Below are 21,611 nucleotides of genomic sequence, written 5' to 3' on the forward strand. Positions count from 1 at the left end.
AAAAGACAGAGGTACGCCTGACAGGCGTCCTCTTCTCTTTCCTGCACTCGTCCGATACGGACGCATTATGCGGTTATGCTTATTTCACGGAACCTACCATACCTGCAACAAAATGTTTCTGCATGATGAAGAATACGATTGCTGTAGGTAGTGTTGCAATAACGATCGCTGTCATGATTACTCCGTAATCCGGAGCATAACCAGCACCAAGATTTGAGATCAATAGCGGAATCGTTTGTTGGTCAGGCGTTTGCAATACAATGAGTGGCCACAGATAGTTGTTCCAGCTACTCATGAATGTAATAATTGCTGCCGCTGCATAAGTTGTTTTCATTGTTGGCATATAGATCTTCAGGAAGATCCCGAGTTCACTCAAACCATCAATACGTCCAGCTTCCAGCAAATCTTTCGGGAACATTTTGGTGTTCTGACGGAAGAAGAAGATCAGGAACGCTGTTGCAATGGTTGGCAGGATAACTGCTGCCATTGTATTAATACCGATCACTGGTGCAACACCGGAGATTGTTGCGAACATGCGGTACAGGGGTACCATGATTGCTGCAAACGGGATCATCATGGATAACAACAGGATATTAAACACGATATCACGGGACTTCGTACGGAATACCTCGAATCCATAACCTGCCATGGAACCAATCAATAGCGCCAGAGCAGTCGAGACGATCGAGATAATAGCCGAGTTCCCTAGAGCCTGCACGAGATTTGTCGAATCAAGCAGTTTATTGAAGTTATCAATGAAAGCCGAACCCGGTAACAATCTGCCTTTGGTTACATCAACAGACGCATTCGTTGAACTGACCAACATCCAGAAGAATGGAAAAATGGATACAAAAGCGACGATGGACAGGAACACATAAGTGAAAATTCGTTTTGCTTTAAATTTAGCCATTTTTATTATCACCTGCCACTTTAAACTGGATAATGGACAATACAATGATCAAAATTACGATGGAATATGAAACCGTTGCTGCATATCCAAAGTCCGGTGAATATTTGAACGAAAGGTTGTAGATATACTGTGAGATCGACATGGTGGCATTACCTGGACCACCCTTCGTAATATTCATAATCTCATCGAAGATTTGCAAAGTACCAATCGTTGATGTGATCGATGTGAAGAGGATAATGGGTTTGAGCAAAGGAACTGTAATTTTGAAAAATTGGGTGAATGCATTGGCTCCGTCTATTTTGGCTGCTTCATAGATCGATTGATCGATGTTCTGCAGAGATGACAGATAGAAAATCATGTTATATCCGGTCCAACGCCAAGTAACGGCGATTATGATCGTAATTTTAGCCCAGAACGGGTCTGTGATCCATTGAATTGGATCACCAATAATGTGCAAGCCCATCAAGAATTGATTGACCATTCCATCCGGTGCAAACAAATATTTGAATACAACAGAATAGGCTACCAATGAAGTTACACAAGGCAAGAAAATGGCTGTGCGGAAGAAACTCCGGAAGCGCAGTGTGCTGTCATTCAGCAATACGGAAATAAACAAACCGAGAATAATCATTACTGGCACTTGAATGATCAAGTAGATGAATGTGTTCGATAATGCTGTGCGGAACGTGGTATCAACTAACAATCTTTTGTAGTTCGCAAGGCCCGAAAATTCAAGATTGGCCCCTTTGCCAGACTTGAATGATAAGAGCAGCGCTTGAATCATCGGATAAAAGTAAAATGCTACAATTCCGATAACAGCCAGCAAAACAAAAGCCCATCCAGTCAAATTACTTTTCTTTTGGAGACTGTCTCCTGTATTTATGGCTTTCACAGTATGGCTCCTCTCTCTCTCCACGGAACATGGATAGAACCCACAGAGCCTCTCGCCTTATCCGGTTCGACTTGCGCCAGACAAGGGAGACGGCTCCGAGTTACCTTGGGTTCTATAAGTTACCTTGGGTATCCTAGTTTAATTGTGCTTCAGCTTGTTTTTGTGCTTCAGCCAAAACTTCATCAATTGATTTACCATTCAGGTACGCTTGCATTTCAACAACCAGAATGTCTTCAATTGCATATGTGTTGCTACCATAGTTTACATTTGGAATTTCTTTGGTCCAATTTGCGAAATCACTGAAGATTTTTTGACCGCTGAAGAACTCATCTGGCTTGTTGTACGCATCACCATCAGTAGCTGGTTTGTAGGTACCGATCGCACCAATGTTTGTCAACAAGTCTTGGTACAATTGTTTGTCAGAACCAAATGTTTTAGCCATGAAGTCAGCTGCTTGATCTGCACCAGGTACATTGTTCATAACATACCATGAGCTACCGCCCAAGTTGGATGCATGTACAGAGTTAGATTGACCAGCCATTTTCGGCATTGGAGCTACAGCCCATTTACCGGATTGGGATGCTTCTTGACGTACAGATGGTGAGAACCAGTTACCTGTAGGAATTGTTGCTACGCTACCATTATTGGCGTTGGCAACGAATTGACTCCAGTCAGAGTGCAATTTAACAATGTTGGCATCCATCATTTTTTTGTACGTTTCGAAAGCTTCTTTCAATGCAGGGTTACTGCTGATGTCAGGTGTCTTGCCATCTTCTGCAGTGTACCATTTGCCTGCTGTTTGGATCATCATGCGAATGATACCAAGATCATTCGGGTCAAGAGACAGCAACTCTTTACCTGTTTTTGCTTTTACATCTTTACCGATTTGGATGTAATCATCCCAAGTGATGTCTTGCAGGTCAGCAGACTTGTAGCCCGCTTGTTCCAACAAATCCGTTCTGTAGTACAAACCTGCTACGCCGGAGTCAAATGGAACTCCATATTGTTTGCCCTCATAAGAAGTTGGTCCAATTTTGTAATCTGCAAAATCGGAAGCTTTAATTGTAGAAGACAAATCTTTAAATGCATCCGGATACGCACTCAGGAAGCTTTGTGCACGATAGTCTTCAATCAATACAATGTTTGGAAGACCGCTGCTTGTTCCAGAGTTCAATCCTGTGTTCAGCTTCTGGATAATCGCATCTTGAGCATTCTCAATGATGTTGATCTTCAAATCAGGATTTTCTTTTTGATAAATTTCTTTTGCTTGTTCAAGAGCAGCGACATTAAATGCTTTGTCCCAAGCCCAGATCGTAATTTCGTTTGTTTTTTCATCTCCACCACTGGCAGAATTACCTCCACCACCGGATGAACATGCGGACAACAGCAGTACTGTAACGAGCATCAATACCCACATTTTTTTCAAAACGTTCAACTCCCCTTCGACCTCTTTGTGTGTAATTTGTTTGCGTTTTCTGAAAGCGGTTGCTTTCGATGTATTCATCTTATCATTCCCATATCTCCATTCGTTAGTAATAATTTTGTGCGGATTTGTCATCTTATTGCCACAATGAAAACCTTTACAGAAACCGTTTGCATTAAATTTGGTTTTTTGTAATTTCTTTTGATTTTGTATTATCTTGATCTTGAAATCGTACAAATATGTGTTTTCATTGCAACTCTGACACACCAAAATCCCCCGTTTCTGCAAAAATACAGCCACGAGGGATCATGATTTTAATCGTATTCAATTGAAACAGGCTAGAATTCAACCCGTGATTAAAGGCAGTGTAACGGTGACTCTCGTCCCTTCCCCGACTTTACTCATAATGGTAACACCATAAGGCGAACCATATAATAACTCAATACGGTCATGTACATTGCGAATACCGATTCCGCTGAAAAGTTGACGATTATTTTTCGGATTGGGCAACGTTTCTCCCATGACAAATCCTTCAATACCATCGCCATTATCCATAATTTCACAGATAAGTGATTCTCCTGCTCTGGACACCATGACATGAATCGTACCCGTGTCTTTCTTGATAAATCCATGGAAAAATGCGTTCTCGATAAACGGCTGGATCACCAGTTTGGGTATATGATAGTGTGTACAATCCGGAGCAACGTAAAAAGCTGCTTTAATTCGGCCACCGTATCTGACGTGATTAATGAAGACATAATTTTTCAAATTCTCAACTTCTTGCTCCACTGTAACCGTCTGACTCACATCACTGATCGTATTTTGCAGCAATCCAATCAAGGCATTAATGGTATCCGCAGCCCTGTCCTTGTTGCCTTGTTGCACCAGCACTTTGACAGATGCAAGTGTATTGTACAAGAAATGAGGATTAATCTGACTCTGTAATGCCGCAAGCTCTGCGTTTCGTTGTTCATGCTGTGTCTGTACTAATTGATCCACATAATCATGCAATTCATCAAGCATGTAGTTGTACGCATGGCCCAGTTGCCGACTCTCGTAACTGCCACTAACCGGTATGTAGTTATCCAGATCACTTTTCGTGATATTAGACATCTGCTTCACCAGTCTGCGCAGAGATTTGGTGATTTGGCTGGTAATCAGAAACACCAGAACAAGCGCACCGATAACGATCGCTGTACAGATCAACGCAACCGTCTTCATGTCAATGAGCTGCCCCATCGCCATATCTTTATCCACCACATTAATCAGGTAAAACCGATAAAAGGGTAAATACTCGGATAGAACAATGCTCTCCTGCCCCATGACACGAGCATTAATACTTTTCGAAGCGTCCCCACTCAAATCCTTAGCATATGTGAGTAGCTCCGGCTGAATTGTTCCGATCCAGTCCATACGGTTTGAAGATATGATTTCGCCCTTTTCGTTCATAATGACCACATCATTACCCCGACTCGTGAAACTGGAATAGAACTGTTGGAACTCCACTTCTCTCATCGTGACATAAAGTGTCCCGTATATATGACTTCTTGTTCGATCCGTCAATGCCTTTGTTGCAGAAATCATCTGCAGTTCGCCTTCACTGGTATCACCACGGTAATAGTCAAAGATTAGCCGACTCGGCGACTCGAGCGCTTCTTTAGTAATAGGCTCCTGCTTCAATTCATCTCCTGTCTTCTTAATGTAAGCCGGATTGGTGGAAAAACTTCGTCCGTTCACACCCACAATGGTAATCCCCACTTCATATGACTCGATAATGGTTTGAACCCGGTTCATGGTTTCACGCATATTATAGAAAGATTTGGCCGTTGAGACTGAGTCTGCATCCCCCTCAGACAGAAATCCCCGAATGGCACCACTTTGAGTTACATTATTGGTAACCGCAGCAATCGATTCATTAAAAGACTCAAAATTGGTCTTGATCTGATTAAGCACTTTGGAGTTTGTGATACTGAACGTCTCGGTAAACAGATTGGTAGACATATGAATGGTCGTCCATAAGATGAGTACAGAGACGAGAACAATACTGATGACCATAACCAGAAACAACTTGGGAAATAAACCGAGACGAGATAATCTGTTCATCCATTTCTTCATGATCTTATCCTTCTGACTTTATGCCCAGAATTTGCGCCGGTATCGGCTTGGTGATAGTCCGGTGAATTTTTTGAACACTTTGCAAAAATAACTATGATCGGAATAGCCTACCATACTGCTAATTTCAGAGATCGTTACATCATCGGATCGCAGCAGTTCCTCGGCTTTTTCAATCCGAATTTTATTCAGATATTCATTAAATCCTTCTTTTTTGTGAGATGAGAAATAACTGGATAAATACGATGGATTGAAATGAAAGTGCTTGGCTACTTCAGCAAGTCCGAGTGGCTGGTCAAAATGCTCATGCATATAATCCAGCAGCATCTTCATATTCGGGTCACTTCGTTTTCCACCTGCACCGGCGGTGCACTCCTGAACTTCCGTCATAAACTGATCAAGTACAATCATGACTTCGTCCAGACTCGAAGCCCCGTCCACATTTTTGAAATACGTATATTTGCTCTCTTCCAGCCCGGAAGACTGAACATCCATATCCGCGAGGGTAATGGTCACATTGAAGATCAAGTTACCGAGAAATGATTTGATCTCAAACACATCGGCAATATAATCCCGTCCAAGGGTTGTCGCATGTTCCTGTAAATACTCTCTTGCCGTTTCGACCCGGTTACGCTTCACATGCTGTAAGAACATATTCACATTAAACTGATAACCAGCGGGATGCAGTGGAGGCAGTTCACCATACACCAAAATGGGTCGATCCTTATAATAGAAGCGATATTCCATCAGTTTAATCAGGCGTTCGCGATAGACAACACCCATCTGTTCAAATGAAGTAAAGCTTTCACTAAGTACCCAACCAGGACCGCCTTCTCCTGTAGCTTTTTCACTCGCCAACTGTCTAATCCGTTCAACCAACCAGCCATCTCTCGCGGGATCGACATTAAGAAGCATCACAGGTAATGTACCCTCTGCAGGAACCATAGCACATTCCACTTCAGGCAGATCACTGCGGAGCCTGGATTCCATCTGTTCCTGATCCGGCTTCAGTCGATTCCCTCCAGCATCCATCGGTTCATACACAAGTAAACGAAAGGATTTGTGGGGAAAGGTATCTCGTATCATCGCCATTTCACTATCTTCATCCAATGTAAATCCGGATAACATCTTCTCCATCAGCTGTCCAAGTCTCCAGCCATCGTGCGACGGCTCAAACTGCAGCTCCGGAATTTTACCCGCTGTGCGTTGAAGAACCTGCAATAATTCATTCGTGTCCAGCTTCGGTTTCAGTATATAATCTGCTGCTCCGTGCTGAAGCGTAGATCGTACATATTCGAACTCACTGAAACTGCTAAGTACAATAACTTCAATCTGCGGATTATTGGCTTTTAGTGTACGGACAAACGTTTCACCATCCATGACAGGCATGACAATGTCGGTAATCACAATATCCGGTTTTAACAGGCTCACCTGCTGTAATCCTTCTTCACCGTTGGAAGCTTCACCCACAATGATAAATCCTTCTGCTTCCCAGTTCATATGATGCTTTATGCCCTGCCTTACCAGAAACTCATCGTCAACAATCAGCACCTTGCACAACCGGTTCATGATCGCGACCCCCTTGTCTAATCTTTCCTCTATATCTGTACAGGCTATACCAACTTATTATATATCGGTTATAAACACTTTCCAGTGTTAGCGGTTACATTAAAATTAAATTGATTGTACATCTTTTTATATCCTAAAACGATCGTATATTCAATGGTAACTATCTATAGTTTACACTATATTTCGACAAAATAAGAAGTCCTGAATCGCCTTTCGATCATTTGGCGAATCAGGACCCCTATTTTCAATCTTTTATTATGTTAATTCTATCCCTTATGGTTCAATTCCCCACTGGAGACTTCCCGCGATATAACCCGTGACTTTGGACCACTCCGTATAGGCGGTCTGACTGCCTGCAAAAGAATAATCATCCGTTTGCGTATAGTTAGTCCAATTGCTCTTGGAGATGCGAGTATGGATTTCCGTGCTTTGTCCTGCATTTAATATTCCAGCCGAAGCTGTGAAGCCGATCTCAAGCACGTGATCGGCACCCGTCCGTACTGGATTGAGTGCACTGAATGTACCTGTTACATTCGAACTGCCGGCTGTCGCCCAGTCAGCGAAGAAGTTCTGAGGCTGTTCACCGTTTATCGTGTAATAGTATCTGATTTTCACATCAGACAGATCCAATGCTGTAGTGCCCGTATTCGTCAGTTTGAATTTGGGGCTGATGGAGTTGCCCGTTGCCGATGTGTTGCTATTAAACATTTCAATGCGGATGGTTCCAGCTGGTGCAGCTGTCGTGTCTTTGATGAGCAGATTCAAGGTAGCATGAGCGCCTGCGCTGAATTGAAAGGTTAGTGCCGCTGCGCCATTTGGCAGGGAAGCCAGATAATTTTTACTCAATACGACCTCATTGCCTGTTAACGTGTAATCTGTACCCGAAACCAGCGTTGCATTCCCATTACGAATGGATACAAGTGTATTGCCGTTCAGCGTTAACGTGACTGGAATATCAACCTGATTATCGGCTTTGCGATCAAATTCGGCTGTAACTGGTGTAATCGCAGAGTTGGTTACTGGTGTTGTACCCCCGCCGTCTCCTCCGCCATTGTTACCTCCAACACGGTCAGCATACAAAATTCCACGGCCATTCGTTCCGAGATATACTCTGCCATACAAACGTGGATCACCTGTAATTGTGGTTACACGAGCATACTGATGCTGATCATCGTTGATACGAACCCAATTGGCCCCACCGTCATCGGAGCGGAAGAATCCACGTGTTCCATCGATCTGTGCAACCGTATATAACGCAACAACGTTCTGCCCAGGGGCCGCTTTACCAAATCCGATACTGTCTGCTTCCTCTACATTGGCAAGCTTCGTGAATGTCGCTCCTGAATCCGTGGAATGCCACAATCCGTAAGGACCTGCTTCCTCACTACCACCTGCAAACCATAGTTCACCTTCAACACCTGGAACGGCATCCAGATCGGCATTTCCTTCCACTGGAAGTCCGGTCGCAGATGATGCCGTGAAGGTAGCGCCACCATTCACACTCACATAGATTTTGCCCGCTGCGAATCCATAGAATTTGTTAGGGTTGACACGATCTGAAACCACTTTCGCCTGTGCAGGTATCCCCGTACTTGCCGTCCAGGAATTGCCACCAGTCGAGTAATGTACACCTTTGTCTGACGTGCTCCATACCAGTCGGTTACCATCTGCAGAGATGGCTACAGTCCCCCCTCCGGTTGTGCCGGCAGGTTCTGCATTTGCTTTATACCATGTCGTGCCTCCATCACTGGACAAACCAATGGATCTTGCATTTGAATCGGCAGCATAATCTGCTTTCCCTACGCGAACCATCGTATTCGGACTTAACTCTGCAAAATCCAGACTTTCTGTGGAAGGATAGTTCGGACTCGTAAATATGGTCGCTGGCGCCTGGTCCAGATTGTTATGACGGAATCCGGAGACATCCCCCAATCCGCTTACCAAATGTGCACCACTTGGCGGGCTGATCAGATCCAGTACTGCAATCTCTTCAACACCTTTAGCCATCACTGAAATATTGATTTTTTCGTCATCATCCCAGTCTGTCAGGTTCTTTGTTCCATAGATCGTAGCACCTGTTCCATACATCAAGCGATCCGAATCAAACGGATCAATCTCCAGATCACCGATCATCCAGCCCAGTTTTGGAGTAGTTTCGGGTGGGGCAGGATTCGTGCCAAATGTGAGCCATGGCGCTGCCGAAATATCCTGTGTATACCGTAACTTCCGGTTCGGATATCCATCAAATTCCCATATGCGTGTCCATGTCGCTCCCCCATCTGTACTGCGGAACAACGTGGCATCAGGCCACCAGGAATTCAATGTCGCAACCATCAATGTACCGGGATTCTGGGCATCGACAGCCAATCCGCCATATCCAAAATAATTATCCGTGCTGCTGCTTGGAACAGGGCTGATGTTGGTCCAGACACCTGTTGACGTGTTCAGTTTCCAAACGTCACCTTTTGTCCCATCATAGGGTCCAACACCATCGCTGTACGTAATATAGAGGCTTCCATCTGAATCAAACACACCATGATGCGGGATATAACCTGTTGGTTGACCCGCAACAGCTGACCAGGTCAGGCCGCCATTCGTGCTTCTATATACACTCTGAGCTTTATCCGCAACACCCACATAGATAGTCTGGGTTGCCTGCCCTGCCGAACCTGTTGTTTTGTCAAACGTAATCCATGCCAGGCCTACGATGTCACTGGTATACTCATTCGAAGGGTCTTGCACATAATTCCCCGGATTCGGGAAGCTTGTGACTTCGTTCCAGGTCACACCGTAATCAGTACTTTTCCATAATCCATGACCACTTCGTGCACCGAAATACAGGATACGGTTATCATTCGGATCCACGCTCAAGCGTTCGCCCATCGAACGCCCTGGCATGTTACCGCCCACTTTGAACGGAAGTCTTGTAGTCTGCCATGTATCTCCCCGATCCGTAGAACGCAAGATGGAACCATTATTTTGGTCCCACGAGTTCGTATACGTCCCAACTGCCATATACACGCGATCAGGATCAACCGGGTCCGTAGCCAGTGCGTCCACACCATTCTTGTTCCAGTCATCCCAGCCAACAAAATCCGTTAAGGGTATCCAGCTCTCGTCATCCGCATTCCAGCGATAGGCTCCCCCGATATCCGTACGGGCATAGATCAGATCCTTTTCAGATTCGTTGAAAATAATACCCGGTACAAACCCGCCTCCTGCACCTGTCACCACATTTTTCCACTCATAGGCGTCACTCGGCGCCGCCGATGTAGTTCCAGAAAGTCCTCCCAGCGAAGCAGTTACTACAGCAACTGTCAGGCTCATGATTCGTAATTTCCCCATAAACGTTCTCATATCAACTTATCCTCCTCTTTAACTTTGTTACTGCATTTTGGTCTATCCCCGCTGTCTCATCGTGCTGATGATGGCGTGCCAGACGAATCAATGCATCCCTTGATACAAGAAGCCTCACCTCCCTCCAGCCTTATTGTTAAGCGCTTACATAATCATTCTTAATTCACGGTTATATGGATAATACTTTAAATAAATAACATTCGATGGAAATTTAAAAACCCCTCTGTCGAAATCGTTTTTTGTAAAATATTTTTGGTGTTTAAACTTGTCTGTACAATAAAAAAAGATGCTGTTAGAACAGCACCTTTCGACATGTTATATTTTATATAAGAGTACAAAATGAATTATTTCTTACCTGGCTAATCAGACAGAAGTTCACTACATGATTGGCACCTGTTTATTTCGAGCTACCATAGGCATGAGTCTCCTGACCTTTAACTCCCGGTCTGACGACAAACAGTGAACCCGCATCCGGCGTCGCTTTCAGACGTTCTTCCTTAATCCCTATACGTGCTGTTGTAATGTACAGTTCTTCGAGATCGGGTCCGCCAAAACAGCAGGAGGTTACCTGATCTGCCGGTATATCAATCTGTTGCAACAGTTCTGATGTATCCGGGTTCCAGCGAGTGATTCTTCCTCCGCCCCAATGTGCAACCCACAGCATGCCCTCACCATCAACCGTCATGCCATCCGGAAAACCGAATTCCTCCGGTATATGAATGACACTTGTCCGATTCTGCATCGTACCTGCTGTCAGATCAAAATCAAACCGGTCAATCGAACGTGTAGGAGTATCAATATAATACATGGTCTTCCGATCCGGACTCCAACCCAGACCGTTGGATGTAGATACACCTTGTACCATCGTGCGAACAGGTTGTCCTTCCTCCAAACAATACAATGATCCGGCTTTGCTTTCATTATTCATGCTCATCGTGCCTGCCCAGAAACGGCCCTTCGCATCACACTTGCCATCATTAAACCGATTGGTATCCTTATCTTGTTCGGGGTCCTCAATGGCATGCAGCTCACCCGTAATCAGGTGAAACGTATGAAACCCACTGCGTAATGCAACCACAACCTCGTCACCCCGATACGGAACAACCGCGCCGACATGCTCACCCACATCATAAGCTTGATCCTGACCTGTAGCCGGATCATACACATGCACCTTGAAACTTTCAATATCTACCCACAATAATCGATTGTTCTCCGCATCCCAGCTCGGCCCTTCCCCCAGCAATGCGGGGGTTTGTACTGCAATAGTTACATTGCTCATGCCATCACGTCCTTTTTAAGATTTGACGCCGCCCGACCATTCGAATCCGATGGCATCCAAAAATGCTTTGGACAGTACCATATGGCCCGTTGCATCCGGATGTACCCGGTCATAAGTCAGCACAGACGTATAGAAATGATCCCAAAATGGAGCAAATGCAGCCTGTGTATCCACATACACCGCATCATACTCACTGGCAACCCTGCGTACCGCTTCTCCGTAGATATCCATCGTGGCCCGCATCGGATCTTCCGGATTGGCCTCAAGGTAATAAGGCGTCATCAATACCAGTCCTTTTAGGTTGGGACGAACCGAAGCCACCAGTTCACGCAATGTGGATTCGTATTCTTCAAGAAACACATGGGAGTCTGTTGAGAGTGGGTTATCAAACTGACGCCATACATCGTTAATACCGATCATGATTGTGAGCCAATCCGGTTTAAGGTCCAGCACATCACGATCCCAGCGCTGTTTCAGATCACGAATCGTATTCCCACTATTACCCACATTCTGGATACGCAACATCAATTCCGGATAGATGGATCGCAACAGGGCATAGACTTGTGCTACATAACCATGGCCCAGACCTGAACTTCCTTCGCCTACAGGATGTTCCCGACCACAGTCCGTGATCGAATCTCCGATAAACAGAAGCTTATCATTTTTCTGCAATTTCATTGTCATTTACTCCTTCGCTCTAAAGCGCTAATATAATTACCAGCCTTGGTTCTTAAGCCACGTCAAGCATAGATCCGACCATACCCGAACGGCGGGGTTGTCCTCAGCCAATCCAAGTCCATGTGAGCCCTTTTCAAAAACATGCAAGTCATAAGGAATGCCATGCGCACCCAATGCCAGTGCATAACGCAAGCTATTCTCTACAGGTACTGCCTGATCATCACTGGTGTGCCAGATGAACGCTTCAGGAGCATCCGCTCTCACCTGCTGCTCCGCGCTGAAAGCTTTAATCTGCTCGGCAGACGCATCAGATCCAAGCAAATTTTCACGGGAACCGGCATGTCCATAGGACTCCATCGTAATGACCGGATAACAGAGAATAACCCGGTCCGGGCGTGAACTCTGGCGTTCAATACGATCCTCATGATCGTGTTGTCCCTCGTCATACAGCGTTCCCAGTGTTGCTGCAAGATGTCCTCCTGCGGAGAAACCAAGTACTGCAATCTTGGCAGGATTGATGCCGTACTGCTCGGCATGCGCACGAACATAACGTATGGCACGCTGACCATCTGTTATCGGTGCTGGATGCTGGTGAGGTGCCACCCGATATTTCAGGACAAATGCACTGATGCCTGCACGGTTCAGCAATTCGGCTATTGGAGCACCTTCATGATCAGCCAAAAATCCATAGCCACCACCAGGGCATACAATGACAGCGCTCTCGGAACCGGGCTGAATAAATGGAATCAAATGTGGCATGTCGTCTTCATGACCCTGCGCTGCATAAGGTGCAGCATGATCCCATAAGGGTATCGTGGTTGTCATCTTCAATCATCCTCTCCAAGTAGAACGGATACTAAGTGTCCGTTTAAACGTTTTCGAATCACAGGAATCGATACCATCATAACGGCAATGACCCTCATGCATCAATACCTTCCTGGCATCACTTTTTAATCATTTGAGCACAAGTTAGTACAAATTACGGAACTGTTCGGGAGTCACTCCCTCAATCCTGCGAAAAGTAGCAACAAAATGGCTTGAATCCCGAAAGCCAACCCGAATTGCAGTTTCCTTAATCGTCAGGGCAGTATCACCTGTCATGATTTCCTTGGCTTTGCGAATACGCAGCAGAATGAAATAACTATAGGCTGTCATGCCAAAAGACTGTTTGAACAAGGTGTTCAAATGCCTGGATGAGATCCCCGTAACGGCAGCCATATGTTCAAGCCCAATCTCGGGATTCCCATAATGCTGCTCCATGAATGCAATGAGCGGGGCCAATCTCTCCACGGCATGTGAGATGGAATGACGATTGCCCGTCATACCATGTTTTTTGAGCATAATCAGAAATCGATATATATCCGCTGACGCTTCGAGTCCCGACAAATCTTGATCACTGCTGATTGACTCCAGTACCTCCTGGCCGTAATTGTTAAATGGGCTGCCCTTCTCCCACTGATGGAATGCCGCTTCACCCAGACCAAGTGACTCCATGATTGCCGGACACTGCGAACCGCCAAATGTAATGTATAGTGTCTCCCACTCCCCCTGAGCGCGCACATATTCATGCGGTTCATTCGGCGGCAGCAAAATACCGGATGCTTCCCCCAATATGACCGTGGACCCGGCAAACTTGAATTCTCCGGCTCCCTTCACGGTCTGAAGCCAGTGGTAACAGGGATACCCCGCAGATCTGGACACCTTCTCCTGATTGCCGTTATAACCCAGGCTCTCAATATAAAGGGGCAGCGGCTGATCACGTGATGTCATGAAATATCGTTGATGTCGGGGTGAGATAAACATGGGATGCCTCCTTGGGTATAAGCTGAATTAGACTTCCGTATTCTTATATGAGTCATTACTTTTATTATATTTTAAAAGTCATATGTATCATATAGTATAGGATTATTCTTATACAAGAGGTGAACACATTGATTAGCAGCAAACTACCCAAAATGTTCTACGGCGGCGATTATAACCCGGAACAGTGGGATCACGAAACCCACCTTGAAGACCTGCGCATGTTCCAATTGGCAGGCATTGATATTGCCACGATCAACGTATTCTCATGGGCATTGATTCAGCCTGATGAAGTTACTTACCGTTTTGAAGAACTCGACCAACTGATTAATCGTCTATATGAGAATGGTGTCTATATATGCCTTGCAACGAGTACGGCTGCCCATCCGGCCTGGATGGCGAAGAAATATCCAGACGTGCTTCGTGTAGATGCTGACGGACGCAAACGCAAATTCGGCGGGCGACATAATTCCTGTCCCAACAGCCCAACCTATCGCAAATACGCTGAGAAGATTGCAGATAAACTGGCCGAACGATACAAGGATCACCCCGCAGTTCTCGTATGGCACATCTCCAATGAATATGGCGGTGATTGTTACTGTGATAACTGTGAGAAAGCATTCCGCGTGTATCTGAAGGAACGTTATCAGACTCTGGAACGGGTCAACCAAGCATGGAACACGAATTTCTGGGGGCATACCTTCTACGATTGGGACGAGATTGTACTTCCAAGCAACCTGAGCGAACATTGGGGGAACAACAATTCAACATTCCAGGGAATCTCGCTGGACTACTCTCGCTTTAACTCCGACAGCATGCTGGATTGTTATCTGTTAGAGTACGATGCGATCAAAAAACACATTCCGGACTCCGTTGTGACGACCAATCTGATGGGCTTCTTCAAGCAATTGGACTATTTCAAATGGGCAAAACATATGGATATCGTCTCGTGGGACAGCTATCCCGGTCTCGCAACACCTGTCAGCTTCACGGCCATGGCTCATGACCTTATGCGCGGATTGAAGGATGGTCAACCGTTCATGCTTATGGAACAAACACCAAGTCAGCAGAACTGGCAGCCGTATAATTCGCTGAAACGTCCAGGTGTCATGCGTCTGTGGAGTTATCAATCTGTTGCGCACGGGGCCGATACCATCATGTTCTTCCAGCTTCGCCGCTCCATCGGTGCCTGTGAGAAGTATCATGGTGCAGTTATCGAACATGCTGGACACGAGAATACACGTGTATTCCGCGAAGTCGCTGAGCTCGGCAAGGAATTGCAGATCCTTGGTGACACCACGTTGGATGCATCTGTTGAATCCAAAGTAGCGATTGTGTTCGACTGGGATAACTGGTGGGCCATTGAAAAATCAAGCGGACCTACAGTTGCCCTGAACTATGTGGATCAGATCCATAAATATTATGCAGCCTTCTTCCGCCGCAACATACAAGTAGATATCATCAGTGTGGATACGGATATGAGCAAATACGACATTGTCCTTGCCCCTGTCCTTTACATGGTTAAACCAGGATTTGCCGCCAAACTGGAGAAGTATGTTGAAGCAGGTGGAACGTTCCTGACGACCTTCTTCAGTGGCATTGTGAATGAGAACGATCTCGTAACCACAGGTGGATATCCGGGAGAACTCCGTAAACTGCTCGGTATCTGGGTGGAGGAGATTGATGCCCTGCTGCCGGAGCAAAAGAATCGCATTGTTCTCAAAGAAGCCTACGGCGATCTCAAAGGAGAATATGGCTGCGGCATGCTGTGTGACCTGCTGCACAGTGAAGGAGCCGAAGTCATCGCGGAGTATGGAGACGACTTTTATAAAGGCATGCCTGTGGTGACACGGAATACCTTTGGCCAAGGTGAAGCTTGGTACGTTGCATCCGACCCGGATGAACGCTTCCTGGATGGTTTGTTGGGACAGCTTGCAGCAGCCAAGAATGTAGAGTCCTTGCTTGAGACACCGGAAGGTGTTGAAGTAAGCGCACGTACCAAAGACGGCAAACCTTACCTGTTTGTCATGAACCATAACGCAACTACGCAATCCTATGATCTCGGTACAGCCCAGGCTCATGATCTGCTCACCCAACGCGAACTGTCGGAAAATGTTGAGATTGAGGCCCGCGGGGTGCAATTGCTCGAAATGAAATAAGTAATTTCGCTTCATTCGAATCATTGGAAGCACATCATGTGGCAGAAATACCCGTGATACAAAGTGTCACATATTTATTCCTTTTGTGCTTGTTATTGTGTTCAGCAAGGATATTGGTATAATTTTCATACCTTTATCCTCTTCTGCAATCTATAAGCTGCTACTTCCCGTATCCGTTCACACTGGATACGGGTTTTTGGCATGATCTGTGGTTTAATTAATAGAAGGAAATATCACATTGCAAAGCGAATTGGACGAGACATACATTTTAACAATGCCTGCCGGAACTTGCTTGTGAACCCTGTTGCTGAACTATCATAAAATGATGAACAGCTGAAATATTGGTGACACTCATGATGTCACTTAATCGTTGTTACAATAGTAAGTATAACTACGACATCACTTTCCGGCGGCGCAAAGATCGAAACGGAGTGGCTGACATGAACAGAACAAATCGGCTTGCTGCCATCGTAATGGCACTACAGCATGGTCACGAAACGGCACACTCATTAGGTGAGAAATTCGAAGTTTCCCGTCGTACAATCCTCCGGGATATTCAGTCCCTCTCCGAGATGAATGTGCCCATTATTGCCATTTCGGGTCCGGGAGGTGGTTTTAGTTTAATGGAAGGTTATGTATTGCCCCCATTACAACTGGACCCGGTAGAGGCAGCGACGCTCATATTCGCTCTTGAGGGTCTGAGTCGCTACGCTGACACGCCCTTTCATGAGAAACGCTGGACTCTGATGAACAAAGTTAAAGCCATTATTCCAGATGATATCATGGCCCGAATTGATCCCATGCTCAAACAACTGCATCATCACATTCCAGATCGCAATTACATCCTTCATCACCTCGATCCATTGCTGGCCTGTATACCTGAACAAGGATGGTTAAGTGTGCTGTACCGCTCCGTATCACGTATGCGATGGCTACATATCTGTCCCACACGGGTATATGCTTCCTCCGGCTTCTGGTATTGTGAAGCATATTCCATCGAACATGGTGAACAGCGTCTGTTCCGGGTCGATCGAATAATGGATGTCAAGGCGATCGAGCCACAGGAAGAACAGGCGTTAAGCGAACAGGCAGAGCAACAGCGCAACAAGCCGATCCCTCCCGAACAACCGCCAACTCTGGTTAGAGTACGACTGAGTTATCGGGGTATGGTTGAAGCCGAACAGGACGAGCATATCGGTGAAAAAATGATTGAAATTGCCCCAGATCTCTGGGAATTGTCATTTCTCTGTCCACCAGGAGAATGGGACTGGGCCGTACGGTTTTTTTACCGATTGGGACGTGAGGCTGAAGTGATCGAGCCCCTCAAACTCCGGAGCGAGATTCGTCAGCATGCCGAGGAAGTGAGCCGAAGATATATTGCTTCAACCCAATAATCGCTTCATCATACTTTTCAAAGGAGCCTGCTGATATCATGACATATGAACCCGTTATAACATACGAAGAAGCAGTACAACGCATCCAGTCTATAGGAATGCTGCCTTTGGCACCACTATTCGCCGAATACCCTTCTCTATCGTCGCTAACTCCCAAAGAACATTGGCACAAGGATGATGAACGCGATCCCTGGTTATGGCGTTCACGCCTGGCTGAAGAAGGCATCGCTGCATATGGAAAATTCGTCAAAAAGAAAGCGCTTCTTGTATCGCGTGAATACTTCCCTTGGGTCCACCGACTGCTTTCCGACTCCAGAACCGCCCAGGAGCAGTATGAAGCAGGGTTGCTCTCCCGTGAAGCGTTCAAACTCCATGCGTTAATTGCAGATCAGGAAGGTATCGATGGACGTGCCTTGCGATCACAAGCCGGTTTCGGGGCAAAAGAGGATAAAAAAGCATTTGACCGCGGGCTACTGGACCTTCAGAGCTGTGCTGCCATTGTGATCAGTGGAACTAAAGAAAAAGAGGGCCTCGTTGAAGGCAAAGTCGCATGGAACAGCTCCGCATATGAGACCGCAGATCACTGGATGCAACGTCATGGCATTACACCATTTGAAGGCAGCGTAGAAGAAGCACGTGAGCTGCTGGTTACACAACTGCAGCAACACGCATCTTCCGCCGCATTATCAAGCATTACCAAAGCAATGGGCATCCGTGGAATCTAAATGAAGCCAATCCCGGTTGTCGTGCAAATTTCAACCGGAATTGGCTGTGTGGTTTACCTTATAATGCATCTCAGACGATAGTCCTCTCCATCCAGCATGGATTTAGAGAATCACGCCATCCTTGAATATGGCAATCTCTCGGAATCCATGCTGCTCACTGAGTGTATGAGACCGTCCTGAAGCAATGTCAATCAGTTGGCTGAACAGCTGTACTTTGACCTCATCCATCGTCTGCCCCTCCAACAGTTGGCCTGCGTTGAAGTCGATCCAGTGTTTTTTTCGATTCGCAAGATCGGATTGAGTCGCAATCTTGACGGTAGGTACCGGGCCTCCGAATGGAGTGCCCCGTCCTGTTGTGAAGAGCACGATATGTGCACCTGCCGCAGACAGTGCCGTGACAGACACCAAATCATTACCCGGTGCTTCTACAATATTCAGACCGGTTTGAGTTACACGTTTGCCATAGCGCAGAACGTCAACGACTGAAGAACGCCCTCCCTTTTGCGTACATCCAAGTGACTTTTCCTCGAGTGTGGTAATGCCACCTGCCTTATTACCAGGTGAAGGATTCTCATAGATATTCTGGCCATGGTTCACAAAATATTGCTTGAAGCCGTTCACGAGGTCCACCAGATCGTGAAATACCTGCTCATTGGCAGCACGATTCATCAAGATCGTCTCCGCACCAAACATCTCCGGAACTTCCGTCAGAATAGCCGTACCCCCGGCAGCAACCAACATATCAGCAACCGCACCGACCAGCGGATTGGCTGTAATTCCGGATAAACCATCCGAACCACCACACTTCAAACCAATCTTGAGTTTACTGAGCGGAAGCGGCTGCCGTTGTTCATGTTCGGCGATCTCCACAAGTTCTTCCATCAGTCGAAGTCCTTCCTCAAGCTCGTCATCCGTTTCTTGCGCTTTGAGAAACCGTACTTTGCCTCTGTATTCCGGAGCGATACACTCACGGAATTCATCGACCTGATTGTTCTCACAGCCCAGCCCGATGACCAGCACACCTCCAGCATTCGGATGCTCCACCAAAGAGGCCAGCAACTGTTGTGTATACTTCAGATCATCGCCAAGCTGTGAGCACCCGAATGGATGTGGAAAGTGAAATACACCATCTACCCGGCTTCCAAACTGGGACTGACCCATACGTGCCAAAGCTTCACACACTTTATTGATACATCCAACCGTGTTCACAATCCAGATTTCATTACGGATACCTGCTTCACCATTGGGACGCAAATATCCATCGAATGAGCGCAGATGTTCCGGAGGCATGTCCGTCTGAATCCGGACTCCCGGTTGGTACTCATATTCAAGTAATCCGTGCAGACCCGTCTTCAGGTTGTGACTATGAATCCAGCTTCCCTGCCTAATCTGCTCTTTCGCAATCCCGATGGAGAAACCATACTTCATCACATCATCACCCGGTGCCAGCGTATGAACAGCAATCTTATGCCCTTTGGGCACGTCATCCAGCAAATTAAAAGAAACTCCGTCTGGCAGTGTAATCTGTTCTCCTTTGGCATAATCCCGAAGCGCTATAATGACGTCATCCTGTGGTTGAATGGCAATCCAATCATTGATTGTACTTGTTGTGTTCATTTCCCTTCACCTTCCAACAAACCGATTTCACGAACAAGTGCTGCACGCAGCCCTTCTCTTGCATCTAGATTTTCGCCCCAGATCAGAGTATCCGACAACACAGCCGCTACCCGGTGATCCAGTTGCTTCTGATCCCTGTTGAGCGTGTCATAACCGTCCCAGTGTGCGGCCAAAGCACCCAGCACATCGGGGTCATCCCGCAACAGAATGTCATCCCCATTCAGTCGTTGTGCCTTGTAACCCTCTGGCGTATTCACAGGACGATAGAGGCATAATAATCCAGCAAATCCTTCAATTAAACGTACTGGCCAACTTCCCTGATTTTGCGCGTAAGACAACAGTGTAGGTAGCACACGAACCTTGAATTTTCCGATCGTATTCAATGCAATATCTTGCAATTTGTGATCAATGTACGGGTTAAGGAAGCGTTCGAAGACTTCTTCCGCATACTGGTCCAACTGATGATCGGGCATATCCAGGGCAGGAACGATCTCCTGATGCACAGCTTCCCTGATCCATGAGCCAAAATGTGGATCTTCCATCGTTTCTCTCACATGCTGCTTGCCTTGCAGAATGCCGAGGGATGACATTAAGGTATGTGCCCCATTCAAAATACGAACCTTGCGTATCTGGAAAGGCTTCAGATCTTTCACCCAATGTACATTGAGACCTGCCTGCTTAAGAGGAAGTTTTTTGTCCAATGATTCATCGCCCTGAATAGCCCAGAAATGATATGGCTCTGCCGTATTAATCAACTGATCCTCATACCCCCAGCGATTCGTCAAGGAATCAGCTTCCTCCCGGGTCGGCGCACCTGTCACAATTCGATCTACCAGATTGTTCAGGAAATGATTATGATTCTCGATCCATGAACGAAAACCATCTGAATACCCATAATCCTCACTATGCTGGAGGACACAACTGCGCAGCACATTCCCATTGCCTTCAAGCAGCTCACATGGCAGATGAATCAAACCTCTGGATGGGTCACCATCAAATTTCAAATATCGCCGATGCAGAAACACCGTTAATTTCCCCGGAAAAGATTGAATCGGTTCACCCTCGATATAGTCCGCATACGAATATTTCAATCCTGATTCAGTTGTATTGGAAATAACGAACTCAAGTGAAGGCAGTTCTGCCAAGTTTAGAAAGGCATCCCATTCCTCATACGGATTGATACACTGTGAAAAAATGGAGATCAACTCTGTCCGCTCAACCGGCTTCCCTTGAGACAGACCTCTCGTAATCATCGTATATAATCCATCCTGATCGCGAATCTGTTCCAGCTTGGCCTTGCCTCCCGGTCGTGGTTGGGTAACAGCTACACTTCCATGGAATTTGCCTTGTCTGGCACTCTCATGAAGCATCCAGTCCGCAAATCCCCGCAAGAAATTACCTTCTCCGATCTGCAAAACCTTCACGGGGCGCTCCATAATCTCCTTGCACTTGCGCTGACCGTCGCTCCCCAGTAAACTCAGCTTCAACCTTGGCCGTTTCGTGCTTGCCGACATGGACACTCACCTCATCGATTATTTGTACTGTCGGAATGCAGTTCGAAGGCTCTGCACCCTTTTATTGTAAACGCTTTAAATTCATTGTATCATCAATAAAAGGAAATTAAATTGCTTATATTGCGGTAAATATACTCTCTCATGACCAGGTATAACATCTCGTTGAAGACGATCGTCTGGAA

At 46.2% G+C, this 21,611-nt stretch carries 15 protein-coding genes; 3 read left to right on the forward strand and 12 right to left on the reverse strand.

Features of this window, described 5'->3' with window-relative positions; genetic code table 11:
- Positions 1–79: 79 nt before the first annotated feature.
- The 10 genes from ACX9NY_RS12770 to ACX9NY_RS12815 form a co-directional block, all read right to left on the reverse strand.
- Positions 80–910: a carbohydrate ABC transporter permease gene (locus ACX9NY_RS12770; protein WP_339241495.1), complete on the reverse strand. Its 831-nt coding sequence runs from the start codon at positions 908–910 to the stop codon at positions 80–82.
- On the reverse strand, positions 903–1,802 hold the full coding sequence (locus ACX9NY_RS12775) for a carbohydrate ABC transporter permease (protein ID WP_253433650.1): 900 nt from the start codon (positions 1,800–1,802) through the stop codon (positions 903–905). The genes ACX9NY_RS12770 and ACX9NY_RS12775 overlap by 8 nt, the downstream gene beginning before the upstream one ends.
- 133 nt (positions 1,803–1,935) lie before the next feature.
- A complete protein-coding gene (locus ACX9NY_RS12780; protein ID WP_339241492.1) occupies positions 1,936–3,228 on the reverse strand; it encodes an extracellular solute-binding protein in 1,293 nt (430 codons plus the stop codon).
- 342 nt (positions 3,229–3,570) lie between these two features.
- A complete protein-coding gene (locus ACX9NY_RS12785; RefSeq protein ID WP_339260383.1) occupies positions 3,571–5,340 on the reverse strand; it encodes a cache domain-containing sensor histidine kinase in 1,770 nt (589 codons plus the stop codon).
- An 18-nt stretch (positions 5,341–5,358) separates the two neighbouring features.
- Positions 5,359–6,906 carry a response regulator transcription factor gene (locus ACX9NY_RS12790; RefSeq protein ID WP_472478737.1) on the reverse strand — a complete coding sequence of 516 codons (1,548 nt, stop codon included), beginning with the start codon at positions 6,904–6,906 and terminating at the stop codon, positions 5,359–5,361.
- Between the two features lie 273 nt (positions 6,907–7,179).
- The gene (locus tag ACX9NY_RS12795) at positions 7,180–10,263 is read right to left on the reverse strand and encodes a X2-like carbohydrate binding domain-containing protein (RefSeq protein WP_472478738.1); all 3,084 of its coding nucleotides are present in this window, start codon (positions 10,261–10,263) and stop codon (positions 7,180–7,182) included.
- Between the two features lie 397 nt (positions 10,264–10,660).
- Positions 10,661–11,542: an SMP-30/gluconolactonase/LRE family protein gene (locus ACX9NY_RS12800; protein WP_472478739.1), complete on the reverse strand. Its 882-nt coding sequence runs from the start codon at positions 11,540–11,542 to the stop codon at positions 10,661–10,663.
- A gap of 15 nt (positions 11,543–11,557) precedes the next feature.
- Complete coding sequence (locus ACX9NY_RS12805) at positions 11,558–12,220, reverse strand: SGNH/GDSL hydrolase family protein (RefSeq protein ID WP_472478741.1); 663 nt, start codon at positions 12,218–12,220, stop codon at positions 11,558–11,560.
- A 36-nt stretch (positions 12,221–12,256) separates the two neighbouring features.
- Positions 12,257–13,045, reverse strand: coding sequence for an alpha/beta hydrolase (locus tag ACX9NY_RS12810; protein WP_339241484.1), 789 nt, complete (start codon positions 13,043–13,045; stop codon positions 12,257–12,259).
- 144 nt (positions 13,046–13,189) lie between these two features.
- Positions 13,190–14,023: an AraC family ligand binding domain-containing protein gene (locus ACX9NY_RS12815; protein WP_472478743.1), complete on the reverse strand. Its 834-nt coding sequence runs from the start codon at positions 14,021–14,023 to the stop codon at positions 13,190–13,192.
- A 128-nt stretch (positions 14,024–14,151) separates the two neighbouring features.
- Between ACX9NY_RS12815 and ACX9NY_RS12820 the strand changes: the two genes are divergently transcribed.
- The 3 genes from ACX9NY_RS12820 to ACX9NY_RS12830 all read left to right on the forward strand — a co-directional run bounded on the left by ACX9NY_RS12820 (position 14,152) and on the right by ACX9NY_RS12830 (position 18,298).
- A complete protein-coding gene (locus ACX9NY_RS12820; protein ID WP_339241480.1) occupies positions 14,152–16,179 on the forward strand; it encodes a beta-galactosidase in 2,028 nt (675 codons plus the stop codon).
- 440 nt (positions 16,180–16,619) lie between these two features.
- A complete protein-coding gene (locus ACX9NY_RS12825; protein ID WP_339241478.1) occupies positions 16,620–17,573 on the forward strand; it encodes a helix-turn-helix transcriptional regulator in 954 nt (317 codons plus the stop codon).
- Between the two features lie 38 nt (positions 17,574–17,611).
- On the forward strand, positions 17,612–18,298 hold the full coding sequence (locus ACX9NY_RS12830) for an AlkZ-related protein (RefSeq protein WP_339241475.1): 687 nt from the start codon (positions 17,612–17,614) through the stop codon (positions 18,296–18,298).
- Between the two features lie 102 nt (positions 18,299–18,400).
- Here the strand turns inward: ACX9NY_RS12830 and ACX9NY_RS12835 are convergent, their stop codons facing one another.
- Both ACX9NY_RS12835 and ACX9NY_RS12840 read right to left on the reverse strand, forming a co-directional pair.
- Positions 18,401–19,915: a UxaA family hydrolase gene (locus tag ACX9NY_RS12835; protein ID WP_472478746.1), complete on the reverse strand. Its 1,515-nt coding sequence runs from the start codon at positions 19,913–19,915 to the stop codon at positions 18,401–18,403.
- Positions 19,912–21,429 carry a tagaturonate reductase gene (locus ACX9NY_RS12840; protein ID WP_472478748.1) on the reverse strand — a complete coding sequence of 506 codons (1,518 nt, stop codon included), beginning with the start codon at positions 21,427–21,429 and terminating at the stop codon, positions 19,912–19,914. Before ACX9NY_RS12840 ends, ACX9NY_RS12835 begins: the two co-directional genes overlap by 4 nt.
- Between the last annotated feature and the right edge of the window lie 182 nt (positions 21,430–21,611).

It is taken from the genome of Paenibacillus sp. CB74, assembly GCF_055687625.1.

Bases quoted from the DNA above. Each gene is read 5' to 3' on its own strand.
- ACX9NY_RS12770 (WP_339241495.1), bottom strand. From the start codon at position 910: ATGGCTAAATTTAAAGCAAAACGAATTTTCACTTATGTGTTCCTGTCC.
- ACX9NY_RS12785 (WP_339260383.1), bottom strand. From the start codon at position 5,340: ATGAAGAAATGGATGAACAGATTATCTCGTCTCGGTTTATTTCCCAAG.
- ACX9NY_RS12790 (WP_472478737.1), bottom strand. From the start codon at position 6,906: ATGAACCGGTTGTGCAAGGTGCTGATTGTTGACGATGAGTTTCTGGTA.
- ACX9NY_RS12795 (WP_472478738.1), bottom strand. From the start codon at position 10,263: ATGAGAACGTTTATGGGGAAATTACGAATCATGAGCCTGACAGTTGCT.
- ACX9NY_RS12800 (WP_472478739.1), bottom strand. From the start codon at position 11,542: ATGAGCAATGTAACTATTGCAGTACAAACCCCCGCATTGCTGGGGGAA.
- ACX9NY_RS12805 (WP_472478741.1), bottom strand. From the start codon at position 12,220: ATGAAATTGCAGAAAAATGATAAGCTTCTGTTTATCGGAGATTCGATC.
- ACX9NY_RS12810 (WP_339241484.1), bottom strand. From the start codon at position 13,045: ATGACAACCACGATACCCTTATGGGATCATGCTGCACCTTATGCAGCG.
- ACX9NY_RS12815 (WP_472478743.1), bottom strand. From the start codon at position 14,023: ATGTTTATCTCACCCCGACATCAACGATATTTCATGACATCACGTGAT.
- ACX9NY_RS12825 (WP_339241478.1), top strand. From the start codon at position 16,620: ATGAACAGAACAAATCGGCTTGCTGCCATCGTAATGGCACTACAGCAT.
- ACX9NY_RS12830 (WP_339241475.1), top strand. From the start codon at position 17,612: ATGACATATGAACCCGTTATAACATACGAAGAAGCAGTACAACGCATC.
- ACX9NY_RS12835 (WP_472478746.1), bottom strand. From the start codon at position 19,915: ATGAACACAACAAGTACAATCAATGATTGGATTGCCATTCAACCACAG.
- ACX9NY_RS12840 (WP_472478748.1), bottom strand. From the start codon at position 21,429: ATGTCGGCAAGCACGAAACGGCCAAGGTTGAAGCTGAGTTTACTGGGG.